Below are 17,442 nucleotides of genomic sequence, written 5' to 3'. Positions count from 1 at the left end.
ACGTACACACTATTCAACATTCGTGATGAAAAAGATAATTTTTCTGACGGCTTTGTGCTGTCTCTATATTTCATTGACTTATTCGCAAAGTTTGAAGTCTTCGGTCTTGACAGATCTGCCGGTGATCTTTCTGAAAAAATCAGTTTCTGTGCATCTCCTTTCGGATCAGCCTGTCAGCTATTTGAACAGTTCACGCTCAGGGGTTAAGCTGGACCAGCCAACTGATGGTTTGATCCGCGTGAGTCTGGCTGACAGCACGAGCATTGGTCATGGCGATGGCGTACTTACTTTAGTCAGCGAGCGAGGATTCGTCCAGTTCCGACTCATGTATAACCATCCCTTTCCAGATAGCGTCTTTTGTCCAAGCATCAGGATTGGTCCGGAGGACTGGAAACCTTTTGGTGTCAGGAAAGGAAAGTTGGGTAAACAGGAGTTGAAAGGGCTGGCATGCGACCTGCTCAAATCTACTAAAGGGATCTTCCAAACCCGTGAGCATCGCTATGGGATCAAAGCCCGGCTGAATAAGATTGGTACACTGGGCGATTACATTTTTATTGACCTGAGCTTTTACAACAAGAGCAATATTGATTATGATATTGATCAGCTCAGTTTTTCGCTGGAAGATAAAAAAATCGCGAAGGCAACCAATTCACAGTCGGTACCCATAGTTCCGGATGTTTCACTCTTCGATACCGGATCTTTTAAACGGCTTTACAGGAATGTTTTTGTGTTTAAAAAGTTCACGTTTCCCGGCAATAAGATTTTGAAGGTACAGTTGAGCGAAAAACAACTTTCCGGAAGAAGTATCAGCTTTCCGATACGTTACAGCGATGTGCTCGACGCGGACGCAATTGTCTACTAGTACTCAGATTTAAACATTAGCACATGGAAGAGACCAGGGAAATTCAGAAGCTGCATGGGTTTATGCAGTGCCTGATTTACTTTTTTCTATTTGTCGAATTTGCGGTTTTTATCTATGAAGATGCACCATTCTGGGGATTGTTCCGGGTAGCCATTTTACGTATCGCTGAGATACCTATTTACCAGCAGCTCATTTATTCCAAGCTCTTGATATTGTTACTAATTTGCCTGGTCAGTATTGGGACGCTGGCGAAGAAATCCCCTGAGCTGGATCCTAAAAAAAAGCATTGTGTATCCTTTGGCTATTGGACTGCTGTTGTATTTCGGGAGTTTATATCTTTTTAGCCTGTCCTCCGGAATAGTGTTCAGCTGCACCCATTGGCATGAGTTGCTTTATATGGGCAGTTCACTGTTTGGTGCGATACTGATCAGTCTTTCGATGGACAATATTTCAAAGATGTTGAAATCTGGATTGGGAAAAGATCAATGGAATATAGAAGGTGAAAGTTTCATGCAGCAGGTCCGGAAAATCGAAACGCCCTATTCAGTCAATATCCCCATGTTATTTTATTTTAAGCAACGGGTGAGAAAGGGCTGGATCAATCTGGTCAATCCTTTCCGGGCGACATTGCTGATCGGTACGCCGGGGTCCGGAAAGAGTTTCTCGGTGGTGAACCCCTTTATCCGGCAATTGATTGCAAAGGCATTTTCAATCTGTTTATATGATTTTAAACATCCGGACCTTGGCAAGATTGCCTACTACCATTATCTTTTAGGCAAGAAATCTGGAAAGCTGAACGATGTTTCTTTTCATGTCATCAATTTAAATGAGGTGGAGAGAAGCAGGCGCATTAACCCGCTCCGTGCGGATTACATCCGTACGCTGGCTGATGCCTCTGAAACTGCGGAAGCTTTAGTGGAGGCATTGAAGAAAGGGGATAAGGCGAGTGGAAGCGATGCTTTTTTTACACAGTCTGCAATCAACTTTCTGGCTTCAGCCATATATTTCCTGAGTCGTCACGAAAAAGGAAAGTATTCTTCACTGCCCCATATCCTGTCATTTCTGAACAGAAGTTATGAAGAGATTTTCAATACGCTGTTTTCTGAACCTGAGTTGGTTTCACTGCTATCTCCTTTTATGTCTGCATTTACCGCTAAGGCTTTTGATCAGCTGGAAGGGCAGGTAGGAACGCTTAAAATCTTTATTTCCAGGATGGCTACCAAAGAGACGTATTGGGTTTTCTCTGGCGATGATTTCGAATTGAAGATTTCAGACAGGAAAAAGCATTCCATATTGGTATTGGCCAATGATCCCAATACCCAGAATATCAATTCAGCTTGTTATTCGGTTGTATTGAACAGGCTCACGCGTCTGATCAATACCAAAGGCAATCTGCCTTCAGCTTTGATCTTGGATGAAGTGCCAACATTATTTGTGCACCGGATTGAAAACCTGATTGCCACAGCACGGTCCAATAAAGTAGCGGTGCTGATGGGACTTCAGGAATTGCCACAGTTCAAGCAGCAATACGGAAAAGATACGGCAACGACAATTACTGCAGTGGTCGGAAATGTGCTTTCAGGATCGGTTCGCAATAAAGAAACGCTGGACTGGCTGGAGCGGATTTTTGGAAAAAGCAAGCAGCGGGGAGAGAGTTTGTCAATAGACCGAAGCAAGGTGTCGGTTTCCATTAACGAAAAACTGGATGTGCTGATTCCCGCTGGTAAGATCGCTTCGCTCGGCGCTGGAGAAATGGTGGGCATCATTGCCGCGGATGCGCAAGGGGACTATACTGGAAAATTTGAAACCTCAGCGGTCAATTGCAGGGTGAACTTGAACTTAAAAGAAATTGATGATGAAGAGAAGGGATATCAGGAGTTGCCGATCTTTTATGATTTTGGCGGAAGGAAGGAACAGATTCTGCGCAGCAATTTTTTACGCATCAATCAGGAAATGGAGGATCTGGTGGGGTTGTTCAGGTAAAGCATTTCTTTTTAATTGGTTTCTGGTCTGTTTTTTTGGTCAGATCGGTTTGGTCTGGGGACAAGAGACCAGTTTAGATAATGATTTTGGTATTGCTGCTGCATTTCCAATAAAATCTTTTGCCCTTACCTCCGGCTACGGACCCAGAACACATCCGGTAACGGGGGAGCGCAGCAAGTTTCATTATGGCATTGATCTCCGGGCTTTTTATGAGCCGGTGTATGCAGTGCTGGATGGGGAGATTCTGGATGTCGGTTTCGGCCCTGTAATTGGAAAATTTGTTCGAATTCAAAGCGGTAATTTTATTTTAACTTATGGTCACCTGTCTCTGGTGTTGGTCATTCCTGAACAGCAGATTAGTGCTGGAGATGCGATAGCCATCAGTGGTGAATCAGGCCGGACGACCGGACCGCATCTTCACTTTGGGGTGAAACATTCAGGCCGGACAATTAATCCGCTCAGGTTCCTGAGCGAGTTAAACAACAATCTTAAACATTAAATTTTTAACATATGTACGGGGAAATTTTGAATGAAAAAGATCTCCCGATGGATCAGCTCCGGGAGATTGGGCTGGTCAAGGGAGAGGAAATTTTACTGGATCGCAGAGATATTCATGCGCTGCTATCAGGATCAAGAACCAATCTGATCAGATTGGAAAATATCTTCAGGTCGGGGGTGGAAATTAAGGAAATGGATGTAAAGCTTTCACTTTCAAGGGATAGCTTAGGTCATCCGGACCTGTTGGTCCATCCGGTGTATAAGCAGGCGATTACCCCTTCTTTCATTTCATCCAATGAAGCAGATCAGCTGCTGACCGGACTGAAAGCGAATGTCGTGAAATCCTTGGAACGCGGAGGAATGCAACGTGATATGCTTATTGAGTATGACTGGAACACCCGTGAGTTTGTGATCACGGATACTTCTAAGATCCAGACCCCATTGGAAATTAACGGGCAGCCCTTAACGCCTTATCAAAAGGACCGGTATTTATCTGGCAGGCAAATTGAGATGCCGGACGGTTCGATGGTTCAGGCCAGTGGTACAGCCCCGGAAGGATTTCGAAGCAACCGAATGGCGCTGGTGGTATCGTTACTAATGGATGGCGGAATTTCTTACCTGCTTTATCAGGGGCTGAACGCCTTGATTGATAAACAAGGGGAAACAATGCAGGAGAAATCGCTTGGAAAAGCTTATTCAAAAGCACTAGCTCGTTTTGAGAAACCAGCAGAAGGCGGGCATACCCATCTGGTAGAAAGAGTGGATTCAGTGGAAGCGATCTCTGGTAAAAATGAACAGCAACGTAGTTATGGACGGTCTGGATTCTCGAGGTAATTCCTTTGGTGTTGAGGTGGCTGAATCTATTGATGGAGTTTTGGAACGGTACTTTAAAGGTATTTATGAAAGGGGGCTTGATGGAAAACTGGATTTTGTGTTTTCTGATGGCATTTCGGAAAGTTTTGATTCCGGCAAGCACCAGATGGCAATGTCATCGGGGATCTGGTACTGTTCACCAGGTTTGTTCACCTGCAGTTCGCTGTATGTCTGCGCTTCAGCCATGGAAGCGGTTGCTTTTGCAATGTTGCAGAATAGCAAGTTCGCTGATCTGGATCAATCCTGCTGGATTGTTTTTGGACTGAATTGTCCGCTCCCTGGCGCTGTTCCGGAGTTTTGTTTTGGCAGAAAAATTAATTTGCTGTTTGGGAGGGACCTGTTGGATGTCCTGCAAGCCGTGAAAATCTGTGTTTCAGTAAAGGGTTTCTCCATTAATTTTCGGCTTTTGGAAGATCAGCTATGCTGCCAATTTCGTGGCCGTTTTTATATCTTCCCAGTAGAGGGGTTCAGTCTTTCCCGTTTTAAGCAGGCTACGGGCTTCCGGGATTATTCCAGTATGAAGAGACCCTCGGGGGCCGACAGTTTTCTGGATCAACTGCGCTTTGGTAGCTAAATACAAATACAATTTATAAATCTTAATTTTTTAATCTTAAATCTTTAATCTATGAATGAAGAGAATTTAGGGTATTTGCAGAATAATCTCAAGTACCTGGGTTTTGGAGAGCAGCTGAATGCGGCGCTGAAGGAATCCATTGGAAAGGCTTTGCCTGAATTTAAGTTAGAGACATCCATTTCGATGCCTGATCCTGTCAATAAGGATAAACCGGAACTGGCTGATAAGATGTCGTACGCACTAAACTTTTCAAGGAGTAAGGAAACCAACATGTATTTCTTTAATAACTTTGAAGCAACTTTGCAACGAGCAAGTGGTGCCGAGCCTCTTTCGCAGGTTTTCTATATCAATAAGGGTAAGGGAGTTACGGCCAAAGAATCATTCAACCTGCTTTCTGACCGTTCGGTCAATAAAGATGTGGTACTCAAGAGTGGTGAAAAAGCGAACCTATGGCTGAAGCTTGATTTTGGAGAAAAGGTGGATGGAAAATTTGCCATGAAAAACTTTGGAGAGAAATATGGTTTTGATCTTTCCGCAACCATTGACCGTTTCATGATTGCTGATCTTGAAAAACCGGGCTTTAAGGATCAGTTGATGAAGTCTTTGCAGCGTGGTAATGTGCATGAGGTTTCTTTTTCCAAGGATGGCAGGGAAATCAAAGGTTTTGTAGCGGCGAATCCGCAGTACAAGACTCTGGACTTTTATGATGCGGGTATGAAGTCGGTGTACAGCAAGGCGGTTGACCAAAAAGAAGTAGCCGGTGAGGCAGTAGTCCAGGAACCTGAAGTGGTGATGGAAACAAAAAAGGGCAGGGGCAGATAGTCTTTGTATTGAGTTTTAGTTTTATTGAGGCTTAGCAGGGGGCTTTTGCCCCCTGCTTTGTTACGTCTGGATTTTTGCGGATTTGGTGGATTCTAATATATTTGCCGCTTAAATATTATCTATTATGGAAAAATTTGCAAAAATTAAAGAGCTGGTGGCTTCAGTTGAGACTGATGCTGAAAAGTTTTACAATGCAGGAAATGCTGCTGCCGGAACACGTGTTCGTAAGGGTATGCAGGACCTAAAAAACCTTGCTCAGGAAATCAGAGCTGAGGTAACAGAAAAGAAAAATACGAAGTAATCAAATTAAGATTGCTGTTTTGGGAATCATGCCCCAGTCCGGATTCGGGCTGGGGCATGATTGTTTTATGGTTGCTACTTACCAATTCGTTTCGACTGAATTTTCGGCATCGGCTTAGCAGTTTTGTTGTTTTTCTTTTTAACTGGCTTCGCGTCGATAGTATTTTTAATTGATTTTGCTTTTTTCGGACGAGCGTTTTTAACGCGGTATTCCAATAGATATTTTCTGGTTTCCCATTTATCCAGGATTGCGTGTTCGGTTTTGGGCATACCGCTTGTTTCGAGAAGACCTAATACCTTTGCCAATTCAAGGGTGTGCTCCGCTTTTTCCTGGTGCGATTTGAGCCAGTTCTGGTAATTGCTTTCGATGGTTTTTTGATATTCGGCGATAGCGGTTTTGATCAGGTTAATTTCCTGTTGTTTTGTTTTGGTTTTGCGGAAAATAATGATCTGTCTGTTCCAGGCCTGGACATTTGTGGGGTCGGTCGCGACGGCTTTCTGGTAGCCCTTAAGTGCAGCAATCTGGTTGCCGGATTTTTCCAGTTCATATGCAGAATGGTATTGTTCTTTAGAGCGGATGTTTTTTCGTCGTGCCATATAATCCTGTTGCAGCTGGTGTTTTTATTCTGGTATCTTGATTGTTTGCTTTAGGTATTCCTCAAGGGTTGTCTGGCCGGTTTCTGGATTTGGAGCCTGAAACTTTTCATCTATGGTGAGCCTGGTCATTCCGATAAAGGATTCAACTGAGTTGCTTGAAAAACCATTTTCCTGCATATAGCTTGACCATTTTTCTTCGGGGATTTCGTGAGGTGTGATCTTCTTATTGCTGATTGTCGTAAGGATCCTGGTCACATCTTCCGCCGAATATTCATCTTTTGCCTGGATGTAAAAAATTCCGGTTCTGGCATCCTGTAAGCATGCTGCTGCGAGGGTAGCAATATCTTTTGGTGCAACCATGGGAATTTTTAAATCCGCGGGGATTAACGTGGAGAGTTTTCCGCTCTGAATTGCCATCTCCGCAGGTAGGTCAAAGTTGCTCATATAGTATGCGCTCCTGATGATCGCCAGTGGCAACCCTAATTTTTGTAATGCCTGTTCGAGCCGGTAAAGTGTACCGAGATCAAATATGTTTATTCCTTCCCTTGCACCATAGGTGGAAGCAAGTACAATTTTTTGCGGATTCAGGCCTTTCAGAGCTTTAACAATGCTATCTGCCTGCTTGATCTCCTGGCTCTCGGCGTCTCCCTAAGGGTCTGCCGGCGGATTAAGAATGAAAATGCGGTCTGCTTTTCGGAAGATGCTATGAAGTTTTTCGCTATCCAGGATATCGGCTATTTCGTAATGGGCTCCCTTGGCGATCCACTGTTTTTGCTTATCGGCATTTTGGCCGATAGTTGTGACTTGCATGTTCGCTTTTAAAAGCAGATCAGAAAGTACGGAGCCGATGTGCCCGGTTCCCCCTAATATGGCATAGGTTTGTTTCATCATTAATAAACCTTCAACAGCGGGGATAAGTTTTATAGATCAACTTTTAGTACATGCGATAGCGCATGCATGCTTTTCTTAAACTATTGGTAAATCCATCTGTCAGAGACGCATAGGCCTAAGGAATAAAAGAGTGGTATGTTAGCACCCAATTCTTGTTGTAGTATTATTAATTTTAGCGTTTAAATACCAGGTTAAACAAATCTGAGATTAAATTTTCAAATTAGATGGCTACCATTTTGTCGTTTTTTACAATAAGAATGTCGCTGTTTTCTAATTCAACCCATCCGTAGTTAAAGCAAAATCTATAGGTTCCCTTAGTGGTCTTTAATATCCTCGTATTGAATTCGAAATTGAAACCGCTTTCTCTTAAAAGATAGCCAGTGACAACGATCGAGTCTCCCTTTTGCTTGTATAGTTTTTCAAGGATGGTATGATTCTTCCGAAGAATGTCATTGATCTTCGTAAAGAATAGAGGGGCATTCCATCGGTCTTGTTTTAGCTGGTCTCGTCTTGCCCGGTTGCGGCACTGGTCGCTGCAGAAAATTTTATCACTTCTTCCATCGAATGGATTGCCGCAGTACTGATAACTGCAGAGTCGCTGGGTTTCTCTGAGTCGTTGCATCTTGAATAAATAATAGGGTTTTTGCTATCCGTTTTTTATCCGATCTGATCGGATAGCCTAATATACAACCGATTAGCCAGAAATCAAATCTACAAATTTGTGTGTACCAAAATTGATAGACAGGAGTATGAAAAATCAAAATTTGACGACCGAAAACTTTTCATCTGGAAAAAGAAACTATTTCATTGACTTCAAACGAGCCGTAAACGATAGCAATTATATCTGCATTACACGTAGTGACAAGCTGCAAAACGGCGGCTACAAACGGTCAAATGTCGTGGTGTTTGAGGAAGACTTCCACTTTTTAATCTCTGCATTTTCTTCCTTGTTTCATTCTGCCGCCCATTTACATCTGGAAGAATCTGAATATAAAAATAGTCCGAGGTTAACTTTTCAAAAGGGAGTCAGGGGGATCAAAAGCTGGAATCCTGATATGCGTCCACGTGAAAAGTTTGTCGCTCATGGAACAGATGCACTTAGTGATGCGGAATTGATGGCCATGTTAATTGGGTCCGGAAGACCTGACCAGAGTGCTGTTGCACTTTGTGAGGGAATTTTGAAGGCTGCCGGTGGCAGATTGGACTTGCTGGCTGGCCAGGATCACAAAACCCTTTCCCGTTTTAACGGGATCGGAATTGCTAAATCGTCTGCGATTCTGGCCGCACTAGAATTGGGAAGAAGGATGTGTGCGGTTAGTTAAGGCGAATAATTAATGAGCGGTCACATTTGTTTGGACTTAGGTCTGGCTGAGTTGAATACAGGCGTGTTGCCGGAATAACGCATATAAACTTTTCAACGAAACGGATAAAAAGGCCGTGAATTTCGGGCGCTCCGCTTGCTGCGTGCGCATAATGATCGAGGCTTCGCCTTGATCACCCTCCGGGACTTATAGCACTTCGCGTGCTTTGCACCCGTTTTTCCGGACTTTCTTTTTTCCGTTTTTTCTTTTGAAAAGATTTTTTGGGAAAAGGGAAAGGAAATAAAAAAATGTAAAACTTAATTTTTTAACGATGGAAATCACAGGAAGATTGACCGCTGATGCAGTGGTTAGAACAGTAAGCGAAGACAGAAAGGTTGTAGGCTTTTCTATTGCAATCAATGACACATTTCGTTCTGGCGGGGAGCAAAAGAAGATCACCACTTTTATTGACTGCTCATATTGGCTGAATACGGGGATTGCGGAGTACCTGAAAAAAGGAGGTTGGGTGCAGCTTTACGGGCGTATCGGTGTGAACGCCTACATGAGTGGGAACAATGAAGCCAAAGCGTCGCTCACGTTTCACACTTCGGAAATCAAGTTATTGGGCGGTACTGCCCGTAGTGGAGAGCTGCCGAACGTTGTGGCGAAGGAAGTGGAAATGATTGCTGCAGCGCAAGCTAATTCAACTTTTGAAGGCATTGATGAGGATCTGCCATTTTAATTTTTAACTGATTCTTTAATTTTTAGACGATACGATTATGGCACACAATTTAGCTTATAACCAAAGAACAGACAGACACAGCTTTTTCTCGGTACGGGAAAAAGCATGGCATGGATTGGGAACTATTGTGGAAGACTATCCAACGGCAGCAGAAGCGCTGCAATTTGCGGGGCTTGACTATTCAGTGGAGAAACGCCCCCTGTTTACTGTGGATAGTGCAAACCTGCGCTTGCTTAATGAACCCGATCCCGATGCGATTTTGTTCGGGGCTTCTTCTGACATTCCCGTTTCTGATTACTTTGCCACGGTGCGCACTGATTCCGACACGGTTTTGGGGGTAGTGGGCAAGGATTACGGCGTGGTGCAGAACCGTGATGCTTTCACTTTTTTTGATAGCATTGTTGGCGGTGGCGAGGGCATCCTGTATGAAACAGCAGGTGCTTTGGGCAAAGGCGAACGGATTTTTATCACGGCAAAGCTTCCTTCTTATATCAAAGTGGGAAAGCATGATCTCATTGAACAATATTTATTCCTGACCACTTCACATGATGGATTTGGCAGTATTACCGCTGCTTTTACGCCTGTGAGGATCGTTTGTAATAATACTTTGAACGCTGCATTGCGTTCTTCTACGAGTTCCATACGAATCCGCCATTCTTCGGGCGCAGGCGAAAGATTGAAACAAGCCCATACACTTATGGGTATTTCGGGGAGGATCGGAGATGAAGTGCAGCAGATTTTCAATCATTGGGCAAAGGTGCGCATCAGTGATACTGAAGTGAAAAAATTAGTGCAGTTGGCAATGGCACCAAATAAGGAAGTATTGGATAAGCTGCGCAATGGTACAGTTGATGAAACCTCAAGCGCGTATAAAAATATGGTGGATGATGTGTTTGATTACGCTATGAACGATGCTTCACAATTGCTTGATACCACCAAAGGCACTTTGTTTGGGGCATACAATGCGGTGACGGGTTATTTTCAGAACATGCGCAAGTTTAAAGACAATGAAGCTAAATTCAAATCCATCATTGAAGGGACAGCCAAGCAGAGGGGACAGGTAGCTTTTGATCTTTGTTTAGACCTAGGCACAAACGATAACATTTCTTTTCAGTTCAACTAATTCACAAGGGGCGGTCATGCCGCCCCATAAATAAAACATCATGAGTATATTGGCCGAAACCACCGAAAGAAAAGCTTTACAGGAAATCTCCAGATCACTCCGTTTTTTTTCCAGTCTAGACTTCCTTCAAATTTCGGGAGGGGATGCCGTGCGTATCAGACACGCCGAGCATATTATTAAAAGCATTATTGAAAATAACGGATATGAGGTGCGAACTTCTAAGCGAAGGGGAACTTATTTAATCAAACAAAGACGATGAGAACTAATTTTTTTCAAGCATTACAGCGTTTGCATGATGCAGGCGCATGGGTAATCAACGTGAACTTTTCCTCAGGAAATGAACTGATCGTTTCTGTGGTATTGAAATCGCAGGATAGGGATAGTCTTAAAAATAATCAATTACCTCCAATGGTTTTTAAAGGCACAGCGCAGGAGATTGGCGAGGGGATTCTCGACGGCTTAATTCAACCTGTTGCGGAAACTAGGTCGCTGTTTGTCAATATTTCCGCCTACAACAAGGGGCTTGAAGAAGCAAAGTCAAAAATAGTCGTTAAACCCAAAGCCGAAAAGCAAACTGTGAATACAGAAAAGCTAAAGCCTGCGGAAATGATTTCTAATAAGCCAAAGTTTGAGGATATTCTGAAAGAAATAAATGTACTCAATGCAGCCTGTAAATATGCAGAAGCTGTAGTTATGATTCCCGCTGTAGAAGATTATCCCGATAAAAAGGCAGAGATTGGAAAACTCAGGATTGACCTGGAGTGGAGATTGAAACAACTAACCTTATTGTAGAAATAACGACATTTATTATGTTAACAGCTAGCATATTACCAAGAGTATTTAGTTTTAAGGACAGAGATAATGAGGTCAAGCTTTCTGATCCTTCCAACAAAATGACTCCCGAAGAAGTCATGAACTTTTATTCGGGTACATACCCCATCCTGACCACAGCTAAGATTGAAGGCCCGGAGATTAAGGGGGATGAAATAGAATATAGATTTATTACCACTCTTGGAACGAAGGGATAATCATGAAAGGAAAAGCAAAATGTATCAGGATCAAATCTTACAGCAAAGCATGGCGGCTACATCAAATGTTAGGGCAGTTCGTCCAATCCTGTAATAAAAGAGCCGATCTCTCGGAAGTGATAAGCCACGAGCGAAAAAGCGCACCACCGACGATAGTGGAAATGGTTTTTTAAGCCACTCTTTTGCGCCACTGGTAAATGGTTACTCGAAGGCAATCAATGCAGGTAGTAAAGTAGCGAATAGTGTTTTTTGTGCTGCCCGAAACCTCTGTGATCTCTATGGGATAAAACTGTTGGACTATGAACATCTCATATATCCGCAGAATGTGGCAAAGTTGGTTGAGGACCTGCAGCAGCAAATCGGTGAAATTGATCATGATGCCAATGTGCTTGTAATTACAAGGGAGTTCAATCTTCCAACCCTGGCTATTACAAAAGTCTTTGATACCAAAGCAACACTTTACTACCTGCCCATTGAACCGTTGCATTTTTTGCTTCAACAAAGGGACCGGAAGCCGGCGGCACAGCTTTTACTATCAGTACTTTGCTATTTTTATCAGATTGGTGGCATTCCATATTTTCGAGAGCACAGCAGTTATCTCTACGATGTTTATCAGATGATTAATGAATGGTATAGCGATGAAGAAATTTGCGAATATCCTGAAGATTATCAGCATGTAATAGATCATATTCAATTGATAAAAAGGGAATCAGGCGAACTACTTAAATCTTTAAGTGATAAAGATCAGTTGGCTTTATTGGATGATCAGGTAAGCCAATTTTACCCGACAACAAAAACCGAAGAAAATCTGAAAGCTATTGCTTACCGTGTATCTACCCTAATTAATATTTACCCAGGCCGCTCCATTTTGGACAGTATTCCGGATGATCTAAACCGTATTGATGGAGAAGGGAGGATTACCGCTGAGCATTACCTTTCGTTTATTTGGAGTGGTGAAGATTGTTTGTATGATCAGTTGATGGAAACAGTCAATTGCGAACTGCAGGAATATAATGAGATCGATGAGCCGATGAGTATACAGCTATTTGATAAACCGCAAAATCAAATCTCGCATAACATGAGTTTTGATCAAGAATTTTTTGATCTGCTCAACGATTTATCCGATAACCTATATGACTTCGCACATGAAAAACATCACTGATTTATTTTCACAAAGCTATATGCCTTTCAAGGCTTTGCTTTTTTATCAAAACGAAAAGGATGACCTTTATGTGGAATCCTATGATATGGATGCATTGGGCAGACCAATCAACGCACACCCTTTGTCGCAGAGGGAAAGTAACGCACTATCCGAATCGATGAAATCAAAGCAGGAAAATGCAGACGGTTTTCTTTGTACAGCGGGACTAATACCCGATCGGGTGTTGTATATTGACAGGAGCGGGGATGGTATTGTTATTTGGTATACCCCGGAGATGAAAAGGCATCTGATCTTTAAAAGCGATTTGGGAATTTCTGATGGAGAAGCTCATGTACCTCCGTTGCTTTGGAAAGCATCAAAAAATGGTTTGTCCCTATGGGCTTTGGCCTATAACGATCGACCCAATTTAGAAACCATACTGTATCAAGCACCGTTTTTTAATATTTACTCAGATGGCAGGATTTGCATGGGAAATGTTGATATTAAATTTTCTTTAAATGTTGACCTTGATTTCTTTATGTTGCATTGGGAGAAGCTTTACTTTGGTTCAGCTTTCAGTCATTTACTGCAAGGCGTTTCTCCTGTAAATGGTAACATCATTCAGCTTTGGCAAGAGCAAATCAATACAGAAAATCCATTTCCCCTAAGGCAGTTAAAAAAGTTTCCAAAATTATTAAAGGATATCATTAGATGAATGCAGCAAAGAAAAGGGTGCATATTGTTTACCCATACTTAATTAGTCCGACGAATCCTGTTTCTGTGAATCTGATCGGGGCAGGAGGAACAGGTAGTCAGATGCTGACTGCCCTCGCCCGAATCAATCAGGCATTGATTGCGCTTGGTCATGCAGGTTTGCAGGTGAATGTTTTTGATGATGATATCGTGCAGAAGGCTAACCTCGCCAGGCAATTGTTTACCTCTCAAGAGATCGGACTGAACAAAGCCGTGGTCTTGATTAACCGCATTAACAGGTTTTTTGGTACAAATTGGAAAGCAATTCCCCAAAGGTTTGAGCGAACCGATAAGAAGCCTTGTGAAAATCGAATGGCGAATATTACGGTTTCCTGCGTGGATACGGTTGAATCCCGAATCAACATTGAGGCATTGCTTTGTTCTGCCGAGCGCAAAAGCGCACAACGGGATAGTAATTTATATCTGCTTGATTGTGGGAATAGCAAAGAAACAGGACAGGTCCTGCTTTCAACCATAGGTGAGATAGCGCAGCCAGAATCGAAACAATTTAATACAGTTGGGGTATTGCCCTCATGGCTTGCGGAATATCCGTCACTATTAGCTGAGTCAGAGGATAATGATCCAACACCGAGTTGCTCTTTAGCGGAGGCCTTAGAAAAACAAGATCTTTTCATTAATTCGGCACTTGCCAATATTGGCGCATCTTTACTGTGGAAGATGTTTAAAGAAGGGATGCTTATGAGTAGAGGATTTTTTTTTAAATATTGCAGATTACCGAACTCAGCCCATCCCGATCTGATCATTTGAAATTCGGCGGTCCGTTGGACGGACGAAAGCCTCGTGTTCTGCAAACACTCGGCTGTTTAGATGCAGCCTTTAGCAAATTTCAAGATAATTCAATTTCATTTATTATTTAGGTAGGTGGCTTTAAATACTGATTATAAATTATTTAAAAAAATAATTATCAAATTTGTAAATTTCTTTAATCTTTTAATAATTTTCAATCAATCGGTTCATGTCAGGCTGTCAGTTGTCATTATTCGCCAGGCCATAGTCAGTTCAATTTGGGCTCAATTGAGCCCAATTCGGTCTATAAATTTTGAGGCTGTTTATCATTATTACTTTTACAGAATTTAAAAGATAGATGATATGGACATTTCACAAATTGTGACCAAAGCTGATATAGAAAAGCTAAAAGAGGAGATCTTTGCAGAGTTAAATAGGATCAGGTTTCACGGCCAAAAAATTTCGGTAAATAAACAGTGGTTAAAAAGTTATGAGGTCTGTCAGCTTTTATCAATCTCTAAAGGAACACTTAGTACATATAGGCAAAACGGAACATTGCGGTATACGAGAATTGGTGGGTTGATGTATTATAAGTATGAGGACATTGCTATACTGATGGACAATAGATAGCATGAGAAATTTAATTATTTAGTTACTTTAGCATTAGAAAAAATATAACTTTTGCATTATTGTATAATAAGGCTTTTTGTTGCACTAGTTATGCGACGATGATCTTCAATTGGACCATGACCAATGCTTTCTGTTAATAGCTTTACCTACGACTTTGTTACCAAAATCTGAGGAAGCTTATAGCAGCCTGTCTTATCAGACCGCCTGGCTTTGATCTGTTAAAAAAACTTAGCTTCAAATAAAAGTTGTGAGACTTTTTGTATTTAATTCTAAGTTTCTTTGAAAATGCTTTCAGTAGGAGTATAGAGCAGTCATGTAACCTAGGCACGTAATTTGCTCATAGATAATTGAATATTATATTAATTTGCAATTCTTATTTCATTAAATTAATTGTTATTATTTATCTTTGTATAAATGAGATCGGCAGTCAACATATCGGAAGTTCTTCCAGCACATCTTTTCTGGGATGTTAATATTTCCAGCTTGGACGTCGTCGCAGATAAGGATTTTATTATTCCTAGAGCACTTTTTGCGACAACCGAGGATACATTTGATGTTGATATAAGTCTCTTAGAGCAGTTTTACAATCATGATGAAATTCTAGTTCAGCTTAAGAAAACCAAAGAGCGTATCAGTAATTTGGTATGTACATTAGTGGCACGCCGTTATCATGTAAAACACTTTTCCAGATATTAATGCCTGCAATTTCGGATTCACTTCTGGAAACAATCATCGAACTTCAAGCACTTTCAAGCTTAAAAAATGCTTATTTAGGTGGTGGTACAAATTTGGCCATACGTTTTAACCACCGGGAATCCGTGGATATTGACCTTTTCTTTTCAGGAATAATTGGTAAGTCTGGATATAATGAGATTGAAAAAGAACTTCGTGAACATTTCGGAGATCGACTTAGTAGTTACCATTATCCTTGCAATAAAGATGACCAGTTCATTTTCAGTAGATGCTGGATAAAGACTGGTTTTTTTAATATCAAAGTGGAAATACTTCAAAATACTAATTTCCTTGACGATGGTGAAGAAATAAATGGCGCCCGCCTAGCGACCACTAGAGATATAGGCCTATTAAAATTGATGACGGCAGCTAATCGCGGAGCATTCAAGGATATTTACGACCTGGATTATTTAAGTGAGCAGATCAGCTTAAAAAAATTGCTCGACGATCTCAAACATAAACAGGAGACTTTCAATAAGCCTCAACATAAAACAATTTTTGATGAAGATGGGGAAATAAGTCCTGTCGAGGATCCACTAAGTCTCTTGAGATTTGAAAAAGCTTCATCCCAACGAAAAGATCGGCCAAGCCATAGTGATCATAGGATTATTCCTGTAGAAGGCAGCAAAAATATAATGAGCGCTAAAAGTAGTTATCGTAGAAAAATACGCAGATTGTGCACAGAGTTGGGTATTGAATTTCCTGGGATTGAATCTGTGAACTAGCTACATTATTATATTTGTAATTAATTTAATTTTTGTTTAACTTTTGTTATCAAACATTTATATTCTAATATGTAGCGTTCTTTTATATTAATTTTATCATTATTATTTTTCAAAATTCATGATTTAATAAAGGAGCATAACTAGCAATAAAGTTGGCCTCGATAATTTGAAATTTATTAGAGATTTCATAAGGATTTTAGATTAACAAGTCGAACTTAGGCTAATAACTATTTAAGTTCAGGAGTCAAGGTTATAATTAGTATTTAACAGTAATAAAAACAGTTTATTTCATTTTGTGAGCAGCAATTCAAAGTGAAATTTTGGCTAAAAACAAGCTTAAATTAAAAGCAACCAAATAGTCACCAAGAAATTTAAAGGTGTTATAAGTATTTGCAAATGTGTAGGTTACGAAATAAAATGTCGTCCTGCCATCCCGACGAATACAAATACAGATTGTATCAAAAAACCCTCTAAATGGTGAATTTAGGGGGTTTTGTTTTTTTAAGAATGGGTCATTTTGGGAAATATATTTCAAATATGTTGCAACCACATCGACGTAGGTTTATTCGAAGGTTAAGCAGAAGAAAGTGGCAAATGAAATGAAATATTTCTTTATGGCCCAGCAGACAGTAGTAACATAAGAATAAATCTTTATTACCATTAATCAAATTTCACAGAAAGCTGTGATGTTACGCAGCAATCCGTCAAAACTATAGCGCTTTAAAGAAGGCCAGGCAAGTCGATTAATAAACTTTTCGTCAAGTAGTCAGGGAGACTTTTTTTCCTGTTTTCACCGCCTGGTAAATGGCATCGATAATCTTTAGGTCTTTCAAAGCTTCTTCACCGTTCACAGGAACTACTGGCTTTTTATTGGTAAGGATAATGTCGGCCATTTCGTCCATTTGTACCGATTGGTGAATGGTTACTGGCTGCGTAAGTTCTCCCTGATGTGTCCTTCCCCGTATTGGACCATAACCGGTTGAGGGCTGCATTTCTGCGAATCCTTTGTCACCACTCAGAAAAAATCTATCTAGATGATTGATATTGTAGCTGGATAAGCAGGATGCTACAGCACCACTGGCGAAACCGAGTTGAAACTGTATGGTTTCATCAACACCAT

Annotated in this window: 22 protein-coding genes and 1 pseudogene; 19 read left to right on the top strand and 4 right to left on the bottom strand. The window is 41.3% G+C overall.

Going from position 1 to position 17,442, the window contains the following annotated elements; all coding sequences use genetic code 11:
- From ON09_RS15525 to ON09_RS15495, 8 genes are all read left to right on the top strand, one after another.
- The coding region (locus tag ON09_RS15525; RefSeq protein ID WP_238533707.1) for a DUF4138 domain-containing protein at positions 1 to 862 on the top strand (862 nt) is incomplete at its 5' end.
- A gap of 23 nt (positions 863 to 885) precedes the next feature.
- Positions 886 to 1,206 carry a YWFCY domain-containing protein gene (locus ON09_RS26165; RefSeq protein ID WP_238533706.1) on the top strand — a complete coding sequence of 107 codons (321 nt, stop codon included), beginning with the start codon at positions 886 to 888 and terminating at the stop codon, positions 1,204 to 1,206.
- On the top strand, positions 1,160 to 2,845 hold the full coding sequence (locus tag ON09_RS15520; protein WP_238533705.1) for a type IV secretory system conjugative DNA transfer family protein: 1,686 nt from the start codon (positions 1,160 to 1,162) through the stop codon (positions 2,843 to 2,845). Before ON09_RS26165 ends, ON09_RS15520 begins: the two co-directional genes overlap by 47 nt.
- A gap of 49 nt (positions 2,846 to 2,894) precedes the next feature.
- Positions 2,895 to 3,344 carry a M23 family metallopeptidase gene (locus tag ON09_RS15515; protein WP_010601980.1) on the top strand — a complete coding sequence of 150 codons (450 nt, stop codon included), beginning with the start codon at positions 2,895 to 2,897 and terminating at the stop codon, positions 3,342 to 3,344.
- An 11-nt stretch (positions 3,345 to 3,355) separates the two neighbouring features.
- On the top strand, positions 3,356 to 4,177 hold the full coding sequence (locus ON09_RS15510; protein WP_010601979.1) for a DUF4099 domain-containing protein: 822 nt from the start codon (positions 3,356 to 3,358) through the stop codon (positions 4,175 to 4,177).
- A complete protein-coding gene (locus ON09_RS15505; protein WP_157258977.1) occupies positions 4,134 to 4,790 on the top strand; it encodes a hypothetical protein in 657 nt (218 codons plus the stop codon). Before ON09_RS15510 ends, ON09_RS15505 begins: the two co-directional genes overlap by 44 nt.
- Before the next feature lie 51 nt (positions 4,791 to 4,841).
- Positions 4,842 to 5,612, top strand: a complete 771-nt coding sequence (locus ON09_RS15500) for a hypothetical protein (RefSeq protein WP_010601978.1) — start codon at positions 4,842 to 4,844, stop codon at positions 5,610 to 5,612.
- A 124-nt stretch (positions 5,613 to 5,736) separates the two neighbouring features.
- Positions 5,737 to 5,913, top strand: coding sequence for a hypothetical protein (locus ON09_RS15495; protein ID WP_010601977.1), 177 nt, complete (start codon positions 5,737 to 5,739; stop codon positions 5,911 to 5,913).
- Between the two features lie 74 nt (positions 5,914 to 5,987).
- Here the strand turns inward: ON09_RS15495 and ON09_RS15490 are convergent, their stop codons facing one another.
- The 3 genes and pseudogenes from ON09_RS15490 to ON09_RS15475 all read right to left on the bottom strand — a co-directional run bounded on the left by ON09_RS15490 (position 5,988) and on the right by ON09_RS15475 (position 8,022).
- A complete protein-coding gene (locus ON09_RS15490) occupies positions 5,988 to 6,509 on the bottom strand; it encodes a hypothetical protein (RefSeq protein ID WP_010601976.1) in 522 nt (173 codons plus the stop codon).
- 24 nt (positions 6,510 to 6,533) lie between these two features.
- Positions 6,534 to 7,397, bottom strand: a pseudogene (locus tag ON09_RS26855) (NmrA family NAD(P)-binding protein).
- Between the two features lie 223 nt (positions 7,398 to 7,620).
- Complete coding sequence (locus tag ON09_RS15475; protein WP_010601975.1) at positions 7,621 to 8,022, bottom strand: hypothetical protein; 402 nt, start codon at positions 8,020 to 8,022, stop codon at positions 7,621 to 7,623.
- 127 nt (positions 8,023 to 8,149) lie between these two features.
- Here ON09_RS15475 and ON09_RS24330 point away from each other — a divergent pair, with 127 nt between their 5' ends.
- The 11 genes from ON09_RS24330 to ON09_RS15420 all read left to right on the top strand — a co-directional run bounded on the left by ON09_RS24330 (position 8,150) and on the right by ON09_RS15420 (position 16,322).
- The gene (locus tag ON09_RS24330) at positions 8,150 to 8,722 is read left to right on the top strand and encodes a UPF0758 domain-containing protein (RefSeq protein ID WP_010601974.1); all 573 of its coding nucleotides are present in this window, start codon (positions 8,150 to 8,152) and stop codon (positions 8,720 to 8,722) included.
- 310 nt (positions 8,723 to 9,032) lie between these two features.
- The gene (locus tag ON09_RS15465; RefSeq protein WP_010601973.1) at positions 9,033 to 9,443 is read left to right on the top strand and encodes a single-stranded DNA-binding protein; all 411 of its coding nucleotides are present in this window, start codon (positions 9,033 to 9,035) and stop codon (positions 9,441 to 9,443) included.
- A gap of 37 nt (positions 9,444 to 9,480) precedes the next feature.
- Positions 9,481 to 10,566, top strand: a complete 1,086-nt coding sequence (locus ON09_RS15460; RefSeq protein WP_010601972.1) for a DUF932 domain-containing protein — start codon at positions 9,481 to 9,483, stop codon at positions 10,564 to 10,566.
- A gap of 255 nt (positions 10,567 to 10,821) precedes the next feature.
- Positions 10,822 to 11,358, top strand: a complete 537-nt coding sequence (locus ON09_RS15455; protein WP_010601970.1) for a PRTRC system protein E — start codon at positions 10,822 to 10,824, stop codon at positions 11,356 to 11,358.
- A 17-nt stretch (positions 11,359 to 11,375) separates the two neighbouring features.
- Positions 11,376 to 11,594: a PRTRC system protein C gene (locus ON09_RS15450; protein ID WP_010601969.1), complete on the top strand. Its 219-nt coding sequence runs from the start codon at positions 11,376 to 11,378 to the stop codon at positions 11,592 to 11,594.
- Between the two features lie 292 nt (positions 11,595 to 11,886).
- Complete coding sequence (locus ON09_RS15445; RefSeq protein ID WP_039842569.1) at positions 11,887 to 12,756, top strand: hypothetical protein; 870 nt, start codon at positions 11,887 to 11,889, stop codon at positions 12,754 to 12,756.
- Positions 12,740 to 13,450, top strand: a complete 711-nt coding sequence (locus ON09_RS15440; RefSeq protein WP_010601968.1) for a hypothetical protein — start codon at positions 12,740 to 12,742, stop codon at positions 13,448 to 13,450. Before ON09_RS15445 ends, ON09_RS15440 begins: the two co-directional genes overlap by 17 nt.
- A complete protein-coding gene (locus ON09_RS15435; RefSeq protein ID WP_010601967.1) occupies positions 13,447 to 14,256 on the top strand; it encodes a PRTRC system ThiF family protein in 810 nt (269 codons plus the stop codon). The genes ON09_RS15440 and ON09_RS15435 overlap by 4 nt, the downstream gene beginning before the upstream one ends.
- Before the next feature lie 342 nt (positions 14,257 to 14,598).
- Positions 14,599 to 14,865: a helix-turn-helix domain-containing protein gene (locus ON09_RS15430; RefSeq protein WP_010601966.1), complete on the top strand. Its 267-nt coding sequence runs from the start codon at positions 14,599 to 14,601 to the stop codon at positions 14,863 to 14,865.
- Between the two features lie 414 nt (positions 14,866 to 15,279).
- On the top strand, positions 15,280 to 15,561 hold the full coding sequence (locus ON09_RS15425; protein WP_010601965.1) for a DUF6922 domain-containing protein: 282 nt from the start codon (positions 15,280 to 15,282) through the stop codon (positions 15,559 to 15,561).
- A complete protein-coding gene (locus tag ON09_RS15420) occupies positions 15,561 to 16,322 on the top strand; it encodes a nucleotidyl transferase AbiEii/AbiGii toxin family protein (protein ID WP_010601964.1) in 762 nt (253 codons plus the stop codon). The genes ON09_RS15425 and ON09_RS15420 overlap by 1 nt, the downstream gene beginning before the upstream one ends.
- Positions 16,323 to 17,080: 758 nt before the next feature.
- Here ON09_RS15420 and ON09_RS15415 read toward each other — a convergent pair.
- Positions 17,081 to 17,442 (bottom strand): Gfo/Idh/MocA family oxidoreductase (locus ON09_RS15415; RefSeq protein ID WP_010601963.1); only part of this gene is annotated, 362 nt, incomplete at its 5' end.

Source organism: Pedobacter agri PB92, assembly GCF_000258495.1.
Classification (GTDB): domain Bacteria; phylum Bacteroidota; class Bacteroidia; order Sphingobacteriales; family Sphingobacteriaceae; genus Pedobacter; species Pedobacter agri.
This window is presented reverse-complemented; position numbering and strand designations above follow the sequence as displayed.

Coding starts and splice junctions, on each gene's coding strand:
- ON09_RS15425 (WP_010601965.1), top strand. CDS start 15,280: ATGAGATCGGCAGTCAACATATCGGAAGTTCTTCCAGCACATCTTTTC.
- ON09_RS15475 (WP_010601975.1), bottom strand. CDS start 8,022: ATGCAACGACTCAGAGAAACCCAGCGACTCTGCAGTTATCAGTACTGC.
- ON09_RS15440 (WP_010601968.1), top strand. CDS start 12,740: ATGAAAAACATCACTGATTTATTTTCACAAAGCTATATGCCTTTCAAG.
- ON09_RS15430 (WP_010601966.1), top strand. CDS start 14,599: ATGGACATTTCACAAATTGTGACCAAAGCTGATATAGAAAAGCTAAAA.
- ON09_RS15505 (WP_157258977.1), top strand. CDS start 4,134: ATGAACAGCAACGTAGTTATGGACGGTCTGGATTCTCGAGGTAATTCC.
- ON09_RS15490 (WP_010601976.1), bottom strand. CDS start 6,509: ATGGCACGACGAAAAAACATCCGCTCTAAAGAACAATACCATTCTGCA.
- ON09_RS15460 (WP_010601972.1), top strand. CDS start 9,481: ATGGCACACAATTTAGCTTATAACCAAAGAACAGACAGACACAGCTTT.
- ON09_RS15450 (WP_010601969.1), top strand. CDS start 11,376: ATGTTAACAGCTAGCATATTACCAAGAGTATTTAGTTTTAAGGACAGA.
- ON09_RS15435 (WP_010601967.1), top strand. CDS start 13,447: ATGAATGCAGCAAAGAAAAGGGTGCATATTGTTTACCCATACTTAATT.
- ON09_RS15500 (WP_010601978.1), top strand. CDS start 4,842: ATGAATGAAGAGAATTTAGGGTATTTGCAGAATAATCTCAAGTACCTG.
- ON09_RS15420 (WP_010601964.1), top strand. CDS start 15,561: ATGCCTGCAATTTCGGATTCACTTCTGGAAACAATCATCGAACTTCAA.
- ON09_RS15455 (WP_010601970.1), top strand. CDS start 10,822: ATGAGAACTAATTTTTTTCAAGCATTACAGCGTTTGCATGATGCAGGC.
- ON09_RS15495 (WP_010601977.1), top strand. CDS start 5,737: ATGGAAAAATTTGCAAAAATTAAAGAGCTGGTGGCTTCAGTTGAGACT.
- ON09_RS24330 (WP_010601974.1), top strand. CDS start 8,150: ATGAAAAATCAAAATTTGACGACCGAAAACTTTTCATCTGGAAAAAGA.
- ON09_RS15465 (WP_010601973.1), top strand. CDS start 9,033: ATGGAAATCACAGGAAGATTGACCGCTGATGCAGTGGTTAGAACAGTA.
- ON09_RS26165 (WP_238533706.1), top strand. CDS start 886: ATGGAAGAGACCAGGGAAATTCAGAAGCTGCATGGGTTTATGCAGTGC.
- ON09_RS15510 (WP_010601979.1), top strand. CDS start 3,356: ATGTACGGGGAAATTTTGAATGAAAAAGATCTCCCGATGGATCAGCTC.